The following is a 12,750-nucleotide window of genomic DNA, read 5'->3' on the forward strand; positions in this document are numbered from 1 at the left end:
ATAGGCATATCTCTGGTGCGACCTCCGCTCGCCGACAACGCCGTTCGGCATCCACGCCACCGGTCCGCCGCGGTCCCTAAGGGACGTCGTAGGACAGGGAGGATTTGCCTTCACCGGCCAGCCGCCCGGTGAAGGAAGCGAGCCGCGCACCCCCGGCGTTCACGGCGCGGGCCACCCGCAGCGCCGAGTACAGGGCCGTTTCCTGGAGATCGGTGACCGTGGTCCAGTGACCGGCGAAGTACAGCCCGCGGTAGCCCTGCCAGGTCATCACCTCCTTCGTGGCCTGCAGGGACTGCGGGGTGGAGAGCGGGTGGAGGAAGTCCCGGCCGGTGATGGGCTGTTGCGGCTGCCGACGGCGCCCGGACGTCCAGCTCTTGAAGAGCTGGACGTCCGACAGATGGGGGAAGGACGCGAGGCGGACCGAACCCTCGCAGCGCACGCCGTCCACGGCGGCGTTCTGGAGCGCCCAGCGGTCCGCCCGGGCCGGCATGTAGACCGGGTCCTCGTGCAGGGTGATCGTCGTGGGGTAGTACTCGTGCTGCACGAGCAGTTCGACGATGCCGCCCGCCCAGGGAACGGACCCCAGCACGGACCGGGTGGCGTGCGGTGGGCTCGTGACGACCACCGCGTCGTAGGGACCGTGCGTGCCGGCCGCCGTGTCCACCAGCCACCCGCCCGCCTCCTCGCGCAGCGCGGTGACCGGTCGGCCGGTGAACGTCGTGGTCCCTGTGCAGCGGGCGAGAACCGACCGCAGGATGCCGCCCAGCCCCGGTACCGCGTTGTAGGTGACGGGCTGTTCCAGGACCGAGGCGGGGAACGTGCCGGCGTAGGCCAGGAGGTGGGACTTCGCCGACTGCCTGCGCAGATTCGCCGTGTCGGCGCAGGACAGGGAGGCCAGCCACGGGGTCAGCACCTCGTCCTTGAACCCGGGAGCGAGGAGCAGACCGTCCAGCCACTGCCCCATCGTCGTGCTCAGCGGGGCCTGGGGACGGATCATCTGCCGTGCCTGCTCGGTGAACGCGAGGAACTGCAACGCCGCCGGCAGGTTGTCCAGCGGGTTCGCCGAGGAGAAACGCGACGCCCCGCCCACCGCGTCGAAGACGGTCAGTCCCGCGCTCGCCGCCACCACGGTGTCGGCTCCGCGCAGGCCCGTCTCGGCGAGGAACGACCAGTACAGCGGGTGGGTCTGCGGATGGAAGAACTCCGCCCCGAGGTCGAGGTGCCGGACCGATCCGCCCACCCAGTGGTCGACCGTGTCGGCGTGACCACCGATGGCCGCGCGCTCCTCGAAGAGATCCACGCTCCACTCGGGCGAGCAGAAATAGGCCGTCGTCACCCCGCTCGCGCCGGCCCCCACCACCGCCAGCCGCGGAGCCGCCGCGCTGGACTCCTGACTTGCGGGTGCTTGGGACGGTACGGTCGGTCGGCCCGACAACGACAGGGACAGGGCCGACCCGGCTCCGATCTTCAGAATCTTGCGACGGCCGAAGGCACGGACGGTACGGGCACGCGGTGGCATAGGACGGTCTCCCCTTCGCGGTCCGCGGGACGGCTCGTCGTACTGGCGGGAAGCGCCCCCGTTGCGTTGCCGGACACGATCGCGCCGTGGTGATGGCGCTGCCGTGAGTAGTTGCTACTCACGCCAGTGCGACCCTGCGAGGTCCCTTCTGACCAAATCCGTACGCGTGACCTGCGGTGTTCCGGATGAGTACTGAATACCCATCCCCAGGCGCCCGGACCGTAGCTAAATCGGTCAACGGCTGCCGCCGGCCCTTCACGGACACGTCGGCTCACCCAGCCTTCAGAACCGCCCTCTTCAGTCTCGGAGTCCCTTATGGCCCTCAACGCAATGCGGGACGCCTACCATCGCCCGGCATTCCGGGACAGGGCACCCCGGACCCCGCGCCACGCCTCCAGGGCTCCCGCCGGCCACGGCCTGGGCCGCCGTGCGCTGACCCGGCTGGCGCGCGAGCCGAAGGTGTTTGCGGCGGTGGTCTCCTCCAACGCGCTGATCGGCGTCCTGCCCGCGCTCGTGACGACCGTGGCCGCGGCCCGGACCTCGGGCGACCGCCTGGTCGCCGCCGTGCCGGCCGCCGGTGTGTACGCCCTGCTGGCCATCTACGTCTACGACCTCTCCAACCAGATCACCGGCGTGCCCGAGGACCGCGTCAACAAACCCGCGCGCCCCCTGGTCACGGGCCTGCTGACCCTCAGGGGCGCCTGGATACGCCTGGCAGCCGCAACCGCGCTCCTGCTGCTCACCGGCCAGCTGCTCGGCATCATTCACCTCGCGCTGCTGTGGGCGGTCGTCACCGGTGCCAACAACCACCTGGGGCTGGCCCGCAGGCCCGTGTGCAAGCCCCTCGTCGTCGGCGTGCAGGCCGGGATCCAGTTGCTGTCGGCCTGGTACATCGGTGGAGGCCGCACCGACCGGTTCCTGCCCTGCGCCGTCGCCCTCTCTGTCCTCCTTGCCCTGCTCATGCCACTCCAGGACCTCCGCGACATCGAGGGAGACCGGGCCGTGGGGCGCCGGACGCTGCCTATCGCCTACGGGGCCCGGCCCGTGCGGTTCTACCTGTGCGGGGCCCTGCTGCTCACCCCCGTCGCCGTCCGCCGGCTGGTCGGACTCGGTGTCCTGTGGCCCGGCGGGTGGCTGGAGGTCCTGGCCGCCGGACTCTGCGCATGCGCCGCGGTACGGGTGGTCGTGCGCCGCAGTGCCGCCAGCGACGAGCGAACGTACCGGCTACTGGTCCTGTGGTACGCGACAATGGCCGCCGGCCCCCTGGCGGCGACGCTCTGATCGGACGTCAGCTGGCTGCTTCCGCGCCCCGGCATGCCGCTGCCGGTGGTCCCGACCTCCGAGGGTGGGACCACCGGCATGAGGAACCGCCGTGCTACCGGGTCACGCGGGCAGCGTGACATTCTGGAGGACGATCCGCGCGTTGCTCCGTATGCCCGTCCTCTCGGCCCCGCTGCTGCCGCTGGACTTGTGGAGGGAGTGGAACTCGTCCACGTCGTCGGTCGTGTCGGTGAAGAGGTCGTCCGGGAGCAGTGAGATGAATACGTTGATCACCGCAGCGACCGCACCCCCGGTAGGGCCGCCGGCTACGGTACCGACCGCCTGTATCGCGAGCTGCACGATGGCCTTGTAGTTCGTGCCGCTGTCCTCCTCCAAGAAAGCGACAGAAGCATCGTCGTAGCCGAGCTTCGACCAGTCGATGAGGTTCTTGTTCGGCGTGTAAGTCATCCCGTCGAAGTCGACGCCGGTCAGCTCGACATTCCCGCTCATGAACGGTTTGTCGTTCTTGTCCATGCCGGAGACCACGGCGAAAACCTCGGCGCCGCCCTTGAACCACGGCTCCTCGTCGTACTTCAGGTGAATCTGCTTCAGCCGGGTCACCACCTTCGTGCCGGTCAGGGATCCGCCGGAGGTGTCGCGGTCCGCCGCGGCGTCGGGCCAGGCGCGCTTGAAGCCGTCGTCGAGGACGCGCATGCCGGCGGCCATGGCCTTGTCGCCGTCGTAGCCGACGATGAGGACGGGGGTGCTGGGGGCCTTGGCGCCGTCGATGACCTGGGTGGTGCCGTCGGGGCGGATGGCGGTCAGGGAGGTGGCGTCGTCGCCGGGTTCGGCGGCGATGAGGGGGGTGGTGCCGGCGGCGAGGGCGCTGCGGGTCTCGGGGTTGGCGAGGCGGACCTCCATGATGTTGCCGATGTCCGGCAGGCCCTTGGCCTGGAGGATGGCGGCGTTGTCCGCGGCGACGGCTGCGGCGTAGGACCGCAGGGAGGGGGAGGCGACGTCCGAGAGGGCGATGGAGTCACCGGCGTCGAGGGCGGCGCGGGTCTCGCTGGCGAGGCCGCCGGAGAAGGCTGTGGCCAGGCGCTTGGCGGCGTCCTCCTCGGCCTGCATGACCACGTCCTGGGTGGTCTGCGGGGCCGGGGCGGCGCTGGCCATCGCCGGCAGACCCCCCGACAGGACGGCGGCCGACACCACGGTGGTGAGCACGGCGCCGGTCATTCGATTACGCAACATGGTGGTTCTCCGGAACTTCTGCGGCCTGGCCGGTCAGATCTGGGGGATGAACTTGTTCGCGAAGAGGATCTTGGCGTTGCCCCCGGCGCCCATCCGCGAGACGTTGCTCGTGCCGTCCTGCTGGGACATGGAGAAGTACTGGTCGACGTCGTCGGTCCCGTCTTTCCACCAGTCGCCCGGAATCGCGCTCAGGAGGGTGTTGACGACGACGGCCCCTTCGGACCAGTTGGCCAGGGACCCCACGGCGGTGACCACGGCCTGGGTGAGGACCTTGTAGTCGGTGCCTGCGTCCTCTTCGTGGATGGTGATGCTGGCGTCGTCCGAGCCGAACTGGGACCAGTCGACAGCGGTGATGTTGACGTTCTTGTAGTCGGTCTTGTCCCAGTCGAGGAACGGCATCTTGGTGGCGGAGGAGACGAAGGGTTTGCCGTTCTTGCCGTCGCCGGCGGTGAGAAAGAAGATTTCGGCGCCGCCCTTGAACCACGGCTCCTCGTCGTACTCCAGCCGGATGTTCTTGATCTGGGTGACCGTCTTGCCGCCGGTCAGGGATCCGCCGGAGGTGTCGCGGTCCGCCGCGGCGTCGGGCCAGGCGCGCTTGAAGCCGTCGTCGAGGACGCGCATGCCGGCGGCCATGGCCTTGTCGCCGTCGTAGCCGACGATGAGGACGGGGGTGCTGGGGGCCTTGGCGCCGTCGATGACCTGGGTGGTGCCGTCGGGGCGGATGGCGGTCAGGGAGGTGGCGTCGTCGCCGGGTTCGGCGGCGATGAGGGGGGTGGTGCCGGCGGCGAGGGCGCTGCGGGTCTCGGGGTTGGCGAGGCGGACCTCCATGATGTTGCCGATGTCCGGCAGGCCCTTGGCCTGGAGGATGGCGGCGTTGTCCGCGGCGACGGCTGCGGCGTAGGACCGCAGGGAGGGGGAGGCGACGTCCGAGAGGGCGATGGAGTCACCGGCGTCGAGGGCGGCGCGGGTCTCGCTGGCGAGGCCGCCGGAGAAGGCTGTGGCCAGGCGCTTGGCGGCGTCCTCCTCGGCCTGCATGACCACGTCCTGGGTGGTCTGCGGGGCCGGGGCGGCGCTGGCCATCGCCGGCAGACCCCCCGACAGGACGGCGGCCGTCGACAGGGTCGCGACCAGGGTGCCGATCGCACGGGAACGCATCATCGTGAACACTTCCTTGCTGGGAGGGAAAGGAGCGCCCCGTGTTCTGCCGGGGCCGGCTTTCCGCCGTTGCCTCAGTAGACGGGAGCGCGCCTGCCCATCGGCAGAGTGAATCCCACTCCAAGGTGCGCAGTGGTCCGGCCTGTGATTAGGGAGACGTCTGCTCAGTCCGTCGGCGTGGTCCGCTCGTTGACGGGTGTGACCACGGCGCTTTGACTGAGCGTCATGGAAATCTCTACAGCCACCGTCGCGGCCAGCTACGTCCAGGCCGTCGTCGCCCGGGGAAGGGAACTGACATCGGGACCAGGCGCAGGGGGACGGGCCGACGACCTGATGCGGCGCGCGCCCACCGACCGCATACCCCTGCGGGCTCAGCGGCCGGTGTGGGAGCCGCTCCTGCGTCACCCGTCCGGTACCCCGGCCGGACTGCTGGTCGCCGGCGGGCTGCGGCCGCCCGACTTCCACGTGCTGGGGCACGCGCTGCTGACGGCGGGCACCCTGGCGGACGCCGCGGACCTGGCCGGCCGCTACCACGCCCTGGTCAGCCAGGCCGGAACGGTGCGGGTGCGGACCGCGGCCGACCGTACCGAGATCGTCTACCGGCCGGAGCCCGGCGCCGGCGAGGTGATGCACCGCCAGCAGGTGGAGGCCGTGGTCCTCGGCATGGTCACCGCGGCCCGCTGGGTGGCCGGACCCGCCTGGAGCGCCGAGCGGGTCGTCTTCGCCCACGCCTGTGACACGGACCCTTCCCTGTACGTAGGAATGCTCGGCTGCCCGGTGCAGTTCCTCGGGCGTGAGCACCTCATCGTCGTCCCCACGGCCGATCTGCGCAAGCCGCGCCGGACGGTCGACGAGCCGCTCGCCGCCCTGCACCGCAGGTACGCGGAGCGCATGCTCGACGACATGCAGGCACCCGCGTCCGCCACGGCGCTTGTCCGTGCGGTGCTGGCGCGGCAGGAACTGGCGCACGTCACGATGCAGGGCGTCCTGCGGGTGGCCTGCATGAGCGACAGGGCCCTGCGCCGGGCTCTGCTCGACGAGGGGACGTCGTGGCGAAGTTTGCTCGACGAGGCCCGTGACCGCCGCGTCCGCGTCCTGCTGGAAACCACCAGCCTGCCCCTCGACGCGATCGCCCGCGACGTCGGGCTCAGTGGCGCCGCGGCTCTGGTCCGCGCCTTCCGCCGACGCCATGGAAAGACGCCAGGAGCCCACCGCTGTGCCGTGACCCCCGGGCGTCGTGGCGGGAGAGATGGAGTAACGACTTCCCGGGACCGGCCGAGTTCAGGGACCTAGCCTCGAACAAGTGTGTTTTCCCTTGCGAGGATTGAGGATTTCGATGCCTGGATTACGGCGGCGCCGACGTACGCGGCAGATGACCGGACTTCTCGTCACGGCCGTCGCCTGCGGCTCCCTGCACGCTCTTCCCGCATCCGCCGCGGACGCCGACCCGGAGAAGCCCGCATCGGCAGCTGACGAGGCCGCGCTGAGCACGGATGCGGAGAACACGGCGCTGGCGGCGCTGGCGGGCCGGCCCCAGCAGGCCAGGACGTCGGAGGCGGAACGGCTTACGCCCCTGAGCGTGGTGCTCGGTCCGGACGGCGGGCGCACCGTACGAGTCGGCCGTGTCTACCGGGACGTACCCGTCATCGGAGGCGGCATCGTCGTGCAGCTCGGTCAGGACGGCGGCTTCGAGTCGGCCGAGACCAGCCTGACGGCGCCGCTCGCCCTGAGCACGGTGCCCGCTGTCGACGCGGCCACGGCTTCAGCCGCTGCGGTGGAACGCTTCGGGCGACCGAACTCCGGCGCCCGGACGCCGAGCCTGGCGGTGGACGCCGCCGCGCTCGGCGGCGGGCAGAACAGGGCGCCGCACCTCGTCTGGGACGTCGTGGTGCAGGGCACGCAGTCCGGTGAGGGCGACACGCACGTGCTCGTGAACGCGACGACCGGCAAGGCCGACCGGATGTGGGGCGAGGAGCAGACCTTCGCGGGCACCGGCCACGGCGTGACCTCCGGCCCCGTCGCCGTGAACAACCTCTCCGCCGGCAGCGGCCTCTACCAGCTCGCGGACGTCAGGACCTGGGCCAACTCGCCCTGTAACAAGGACAAGACGAACTGCGGCACAGCACAGCTGCTGACGAGCACCGACACGGACTGGGGCAACGGCGCGAACACCGACCCGCAGTCCGCGGCTGTGGACGCCCAGTACGCCGCGGACAGGTGGTATTCCTACATGAACGGCCGACTCGGCCGCATGGGGATCTGGGACAGCGCCAGGAAGGCCATGGTCAACGTCCACTACGACCACGCGTGGGCCAACGCCTCCTGGCGATTGGCACAGGAGCAGGTGTTCGTCGGGGACGGGGCGGACGACGCGCGCTCCTACGCCTCGGAGGACATCATCGGGCACGAGATGACGCACGGCCTGGTCAGCCAGACCGCCGCCCTGGTCAGGGGAGGAGAGCCCGAGGGCCTGAACGAGGCGACGGCCGACGTCTTCGGAGCCATGTCCGAGTTCACGGCGGACAACCCCTGGGACAACGGCGACTACCTCATCGCCGAGAAGGTGCTGGGTGCCTACGGCAGGGACATGCGCGACCCCGCGTCCGTCGACAGCAGGTACTTCAACTGCTGGTCGCCCACCGCCTGGGCGGCCGACCCCCACGACTCCGCGACGATCGGGGACCACTTCTTCTACCTCCTCGCCGAAGGCTCCAAGGGTTCCATCTGGGGCAACAGTCCGACCTGCAACGGTGTCGATGTCAGCAAGATCGGCCGGGACAAGGCGGCAGCGATCTGGTTCCGCGCGCTGACCACCTACATGGCTGAGGACGAGACCTTCCACCGGTTCCGGACCAGCACCCTGTGGGCTGCGACCGACCTCTACGGCGAGTGCAGCGCGGAGTACAAAGCAGTGCAGCGGGCCTGGACGGCCGTGAACGTGATCCACCAGATCGGCGAGGACGCCAAGTGCGACACGGCACCGCCGGTCAACTACAAGGAGAGCACGACCGTCACTGCGATCCCGCAGAAGGGAACCGTCTACTCGGGCGCCCTCTCCGTGAGCGGTGCCCCGCAGCCGAAGTCACCGAACGTCTACGTGACGACCACGATCGAGCACACCTTCCGCGGCGACCTCAAGGTGGAGCTGATCGCTCCGAACGGCACCACCGCGGTCCTTAAGAACCCGGAGCCCGGCCAGAGCGCCGACAATCTCTTCGCGACCTTCCGCAGCTTCGGCTTCCCGCTGACGATGAACAGGAACGGCACGTGGATCCTGCGGGTGACCGACACCGTCGACGGTGACGCGGGCACGATCAGGGGCTGGACGCTCCACTTCGAGTAGCCGCTCCACGGACCGGCACCGGGCTCGGGTCCGCACCCCCGTGCGTCCGGGGTGCGGGCTCGAGCCCTTGGCCCTGGCGCCGGCCGGGCGACAGGACCTGTATGAAGTCGTTCTGCGGATAACGCCCTGTCATCCGTGGGATCGCTGATCGCAGGCGGAGGACTGGCGGACGGGGCGCTTGGCGGGTGCGGATTGCAGAGGAGTCCGGCCACCACCGCGTCGTCCTGCGCGTGTGGGCCGTCCAAGGACGACTCCGACCAGGACGAGTGCCAGCCCGCACGACTGCTGGGCCGTCAGCACCTCTCCGGCCACCGCCGTGCCGAGCAGCACGCCTGTGACGGGGTTGAGAAGTCCGACCAGGCCCACGGTTCCCGCGGGCAGGTGCCGCAGCCCGGTGAACCAGGCGGCGAAGGCCAGCGCGGTGGCGACCAGGGTGACGTAGCCGAACGCGAGGAGCGCCGGTGTGGAGAGTGCGGGCGGAGGACCCTCCACGACTGTGGCGACCGGCAGCAGGAACAGTCCCCCGGCGGTGAGCTGCCAGGCGGTCGAGGCGAGCACGTCGGTACCGGTGTTCCACCGCTTGGTCAGGATGTGACCGAAGGACGACACGAGCATGGCCGCGGCCGAGGCGAGGACTCCCGGCACGCTCACTCCTCCCGTCCCCGTGAGCAGCATGAGGCAGACTCCGCCGAGCCCGAGCGTGGCGCCGACCAGGTGTGCGATGCCGGGCCGCTCGGAGACGAGGGCCCAGGCGATGAGCATCATCGCCAGCGGGGACACCGCCATGACGGTCGAGGCGATGCTCGTCGGCAGTAACTGGGAGGCGGCGTAGACGAGCACGAAGAACACGCTCACGTTGAGCAGCCCGAGCACCGCGGACCGCCACCACCACGCACCGCGCGGTCGCTGCCTGCACAGACCCAGCAGAACGAGGCCGGCGGGCAGCGCCCGCAGAGCCGCCCCGTAGAGAGGCCTGTCCGGTGGTAGGAATGCGTGGGTGACGTAGTAGCTGGCGCCCCAGGCCGCTGGTGCGACAGCGGTCAGGGCTGCCCACCGTGTATTAGCTTCCATGGAAGATACTATAGCTTCCCAGGAAGGTATCATCGTGTGCATGGACGACCCGCAACTGCTGGACCGTGTGGCCCGCATTCAGGCCGACTGGCGCCGCGAGCGACCTGACCTCGACATCTCCCCGCAGGGCGTGATCGGCCGGCTGCACCGCCTGGCCGACCATCTCACCGAGCAACTCCGCCCGGTCTACGCGCGCTACGGACTCAGCGAGGGAGAGTTCGACGTCCTGTGCGCACTGCGTCGCGCCGGTGAGCCCTATGAGCGGGCGCCCGGCGAACTGGCCGCACACACCATGGTGACCACCGGTGCGATGACGAAGCGAATCGACCGCTTGGAGCGGGCCGGACTCGTCGCCCGCCGCCGTTCCGACGCCGACCAGCGCGGCCGGATCGTGGCCCTCACCCAGCCCGGTCGCGAACTCATCGACCAGGCATTCACCGACCACATGCGCAACGAACGCCGTCTGCTGAGCCTGCTGACGCCCGCCGACGCCACGGCACTTGAAGGGCTGCTCACCACCTGGATCTCACAGGTGGAGAATCCGCGTCCGTCCGACGGCGAGTGACTGGAACGGCGCCGCTGGCAGAGCGCGGCGGCGTCGGCCACCCGGTCGCGCCCCAGGCCTGGGGCTGACTGTTGCAACCGCCCCAGCAGCCTGGCCAGGCTCCCCACCGCGCGCGCACCTCGACCAGGAACGCCGCGGGGGTCGGGACGGCGTCGTGCGTACGGGGTCGGCGGCTCCTCGTCGATATGGCGGGCGGTCCGACGTTCCGCCGGGAAGGTGAATTATTGGCGATTGGCCGAAAGTAAGTCCTGCGTTTTTGGAGGGAAGTCTACTCATCGAGTTTCCGGTCTGGTGGGACATAGTTTCCCCGTCGCAGCACGGTTTCCGATCTCACCGGATCGAGGAGTAGTGATGAAGTCTTCAGTCAAGAAGGTTCTGCTGTCGGGTGTCGCCGCAGCTGCAGTGACGTCCGTTCTGGCGGCCGGACCGGCCGCCGCCGCAGAGTCTCCCGTCGCCAAACGCGAGTCCGCCTCGATGGTGGCCTCCCCGCTGTCCTATGAATACAACTACTCGCTGGGCTGGAGTTTCTTCTACAACCCCACCAGCGTCATGACCGCTGCCGACACCTACTTCAAGGACACGTTCCCGTTCTCCTCCGACTGCGGCGCCTATACGGACCTGCCGCCGGTGACGGACCCGCCCGTCCGGTGCAATTTGTTCTTCCTGGGCACCACCAACCCGGTGTCCGTGGTGGACCGTACGGCCACGAGCTTCACGTTCAAGTCCCTGCCCGGGCACGCCGAAGGCGCGGACCGCTTCATCCGTTTCAGCTTCTCCCAGAATCCCACCACCTTCGAGCTGCGTATGAAGGTCGAAGGCTGGGGCCCCTGGAGCGCGGGGGCTCAGGCGTCCATCGACTCCGGCCTCGTCAACCAGTTCTGGTCCAGCTACGCCACCAACATCAAGAACCGGCTCGGACTCCTCTGACCCGCGCAATGGAGCACTGACTACTCTCGTGCTCACGTCCGTGGGGCCCTAACGTCGGTCCGGCGGGCAAGTGGCGGAATGGCAGACGCAGCAGACTTAAAATCTGAAGCCCATCGGGTGTGTGGGTTCGAATCCCACCTTGCCCACTCGCTTCCGGCACGGGAACGTTGTGCGTTCCCCTCTTAATGGCGGTCCCACGACGCGCCGTCATGCACACGCATGACGGCGCGTTTGTGTTGTCCTTTTCCATGTGTACTGATTCGAGTGAAGAATACTCGCGCGGGTTCCCGGAACTTTGAGCAGGATGCACAGGGCGCTGCTGCGGGCCTTGTCCCGCGCTGCGGCCGTCCTTTGTTGCACGTTCCCAGTGATAGAGGCTTTCCGTGAAGATCTCAGTTCACCTGCGGGGTATCGCCGCAGCGTCGCTGCTCTCGGTCGGGGTCGTGACCTCCGGTGTCATGGCCGTCCATCCGGCGGTGGCGGCCTCCGTTCCCACTGACCCCGACGCCACGGTGATGGACGTCAAGACGTCCGTCGCCGCGCGCCTGGCCCCCAGCCTCAAAGACCCGCTGTGGAGCGCGGAGGTGCGTCACGCCCTCGCTGCCGCCCCTGAAGTCGATCTGGTCGCCAGGACCGCCGTGTCGGCCAGCTCCGTCGGACGCGCCCTCAACCCCTATGCCAGCTCGCGCAACGAGCGGTTGCTCCAGCTCAAGGGCCTGCCGGCCAACCAGAACCTGCTCCGCGTGCGCCTGTTGCGGCCGGAGATGTCGGCCGCGTTGCAGGCCGGGGCGGCTCCCCTGGTCATGGCCGAGGCACCCGATGAGGCAACGTCGTTCTCCGCTCTGCGGACCGACGGCTCCAGGGTCATGCTGCCGGCCACGAGCTTCAACGCCAACCAGCCCGTCCTCGTCGTCACCTACGACGGGGCGCGTGCGGTGGAGCTGGGCATGGGAGTCATGGAGCAGGTCATGAGGGACTCCGGTGTCGCTTCCGGGGGCACGCCCGTCTCCGCCCTCGCGAACGGGACGGACGCGGCCGTGCGGATCAAGACGGCTCACGGCATGTCGGTCGACGGGGGTCCCGGGCTCTCCCTCAACGGCGGCTCCCTGCAGGAGCCGTGGTGGAAGGGGGATGCCGAGGTCTTCGGCATTCTGGGGGGCATCGGCACCAACACGGACCCCGACTGCACGAAGAAGGGCACCTGCCCCGACGGTCAGCCCCGCATCAACAACATCCCCATGCCGTTCTGGAAGAAGAACAGCGTCTTTTACGCCCCCGACCAGGCGATCTGGACGACCGACCAGTTCCAGATGGACAACAACGGCCTGGACCTCAAGGACTTCGTGATCCTGGAGGAGGATGACGGCACCAATTACAAGGAGATGGGCAAGTCGACCGCGGCCATCGCGCTCAATTCGTTCGGCCAGGGAAACTACGCCCCGGTGGCCAACACGATCATCAGTGCCATCCCTGACAACGCTTTCACCGACGACACGGACCACCTCGACACCTACTCGGCCATTGCCAACGGCACGAAGGGTGACGGCAACGTTCTCGGGACCCAGGGCGAGCTGGCGATGAACATCAAGGTGGACGGCGCCACCGCCTCCTGACGGGCCGCCCGGTGACGGGCCCGCCCAGTCGGCCTTGAGGCCGCCG

10 protein-coding genes and 1 tRNA gene are annotated in these 12,750 nt (G+C 69.3%); 7 read left to right on the plus strand and 4 right to left on the minus strand.

What is annotated here, in order from left to right; all coding sequences use genetic code 11:
* Positions 1-76: 76 nt before the first annotated feature.
* Positions 77-1,519, minus strand: coding sequence for an FAD-dependent oxidoreductase (locus tag ACZ6CZ_RS31685; RefSeq protein ID WP_469028061.1), 1,443 nt, complete (start codon positions 1,517-1,519; stop codon positions 77-79).
* A gap of 315 nt (positions 1,520-1,834) precedes the next feature.
* Between ACZ6CZ_RS31685 and ACZ6CZ_RS31690 the strand changes: the two genes are divergently transcribed.
* Positions 1,835-2,800 (plus strand): UbiA family prenyltransferase, encoded by a 966-nt coding sequence (locus tag ACZ6CZ_RS31690; RefSeq protein WP_469028064.1) that lies wholly within the window; start codon positions 1,835-1,837, stop codon positions 2,798-2,800.
* Positions 2,801-2,902: 102 nt separating this feature from the next.
* Here ACZ6CZ_RS31690 and ACZ6CZ_RS31695 read toward each other — a convergent pair whose 3' ends face one another.
* The gene (locus ACZ6CZ_RS31695; protein WP_469028066.1) at positions 2,903-4,030 is read right to left on the minus strand and encodes a DUF3103 family protein; all 1,128 of its coding nucleotides are present in this window, start codon (positions 4,028-4,030) and stop codon (positions 2,903-2,905) included.
* A 33-nt stretch (positions 4,031-4,063) separates the two neighbouring features.
* Positions 4,064-5,188: a DUF3103 family protein gene (locus tag ACZ6CZ_RS31700; protein ID WP_469028068.1), complete on the minus strand. Its 1,125-nt coding sequence runs from the start codon at positions 5,186-5,188 to the stop codon at positions 4,064-4,066.
* A gap of 222 nt (positions 5,189-5,410) precedes the next feature.
* Between ACZ6CZ_RS31700 and ACZ6CZ_RS31705 the strand changes: the two genes are divergently transcribed.
* The gene (locus tag ACZ6CZ_RS31705; protein WP_469028070.1) at positions 5,411-6,478 is read left to right on the plus strand and encodes an AraC family transcriptional regulator; all 1,068 of its coding nucleotides are present in this window, start codon (positions 5,411-5,413) and stop codon (positions 6,476-6,478) included.
* Between the two features lie 79 nt (positions 6,479-6,557).
* Entirely contained in the window at positions 6,558-8,528 is a 1,971-nt protein-coding gene (locus ACZ6CZ_RS31710) for a M4 family metallopeptidase (RefSeq protein WP_469028071.1), read from the plus strand.
* Between the two features lie 129 nt (positions 8,529-8,657).
* On the opposite strand, the gene ACZ6CZ_RS31715 is transcribed toward ACZ6CZ_RS31710, so the two are convergent.
* Complete coding sequence (locus tag ACZ6CZ_RS31715; RefSeq protein ID WP_469028072.1) at positions 8,658-9,599, minus strand: EamA family transporter; 942 nt, start codon at positions 9,597-9,599, stop codon at positions 8,658-8,660.
* Between the two features lie 40 nt (positions 9,600-9,639).
* Between ACZ6CZ_RS31715 and ACZ6CZ_RS31720 the strand changes: the two genes are divergently transcribed.
* The 4 genes from ACZ6CZ_RS31720 (at position 9,640) to ACZ6CZ_RS31735 (ending at position 12,704) form a co-directional block, all read left to right on the plus strand.
* The gene (locus ACZ6CZ_RS31720; protein WP_469028074.1) at positions 9,640-10,164 is read left to right on the plus strand and encodes a MarR family winged helix-turn-helix transcriptional regulator; all 525 of its coding nucleotides are present in this window, start codon (positions 9,640-9,642) and stop codon (positions 10,162-10,164) included.
* Positions 10,165-10,515: 351 nt separating this feature from the next.
* Positions 10,516-11,091: a hypothetical protein gene (locus ACZ6CZ_RS31725; protein WP_469028076.1), complete on the plus strand. Its 576-nt coding sequence runs from the start codon at positions 10,516-10,518 to the stop codon at positions 11,089-11,091.
* Positions 11,092-11,155: 64 nt separating this feature from the next.
* Positions 11,156-11,237 (plus strand) — tRNA-Leu (locus tag ACZ6CZ_RS31730).
* 237 nt (positions 11,238-11,474) lie between these two features.
* A complete protein-coding gene (locus ACZ6CZ_RS31735; protein WP_469028078.1) occupies positions 11,475-12,704 on the plus strand; it encodes a DUF3103 family protein in 1,230 nt (409 codons plus the stop codon).
* Positions 12,705-12,750 lie beyond the last annotated feature (46 nt).

Source organism: Streptomyces sp. NPDC041135 (genome assembly GCF_055592085.1).

Coding starts and splice junctions, on each gene's coding strand:
- ACZ6CZ_RS31685 (WP_469028061.1), bottom strand. CDS start 1,519: ATGCCACCGCGTGCCCGTACCGTCCGTGCCTTCGGCCGTCGCAAGATT.
- ACZ6CZ_RS31690 (WP_469028064.1), top strand. CDS start 1,835: ATGGCCCTCAACGCAATGCGGGACGCCTACCATCGCCCGGCATTCCGG.
- ACZ6CZ_RS31695 (WP_469028066.1), bottom strand. CDS start 4,030: ATGTTGCGTAATCGAATGACCGGCGCCGTGCTCACCACCGTGGTGTCG.
- ACZ6CZ_RS31700 (WP_469028068.1), bottom strand. CDS start 5,188: ATGATGCGTTCCCGTGCGATCGGCACCCTGGTCGCGACCCTGTCGACG.
- ACZ6CZ_RS31705 (WP_469028070.1), top strand. CDS start 5,411: ATGGAAATCTCTACAGCCACCGTCGCGGCCAGCTACGTCCAGGCCGTC.
- ACZ6CZ_RS31710 (WP_469028071.1), top strand. CDS start 6,558: ATGACCGGACTTCTCGTCACGGCCGTCGCCTGCGGCTCCCTGCACGCT.
- ACZ6CZ_RS31715 (WP_469028072.1), bottom strand. CDS start 9,599: ATGGAAGCTAATACACGGTGGGCAGCCCTGACCGCTGTCGCACCAGCG.
- ACZ6CZ_RS31720 (WP_469028074.1), top strand. CDS start 9,640: ATGGACGACCCGCAACTGCTGGACCGTGTGGCCCGCATTCAGGCCGAC.
- ACZ6CZ_RS31725 (WP_469028076.1), top strand. CDS start 10,516: ATGAAGTCTTCAGTCAAGAAGGTTCTGCTGTCGGGTGTCGCCGCAGCT.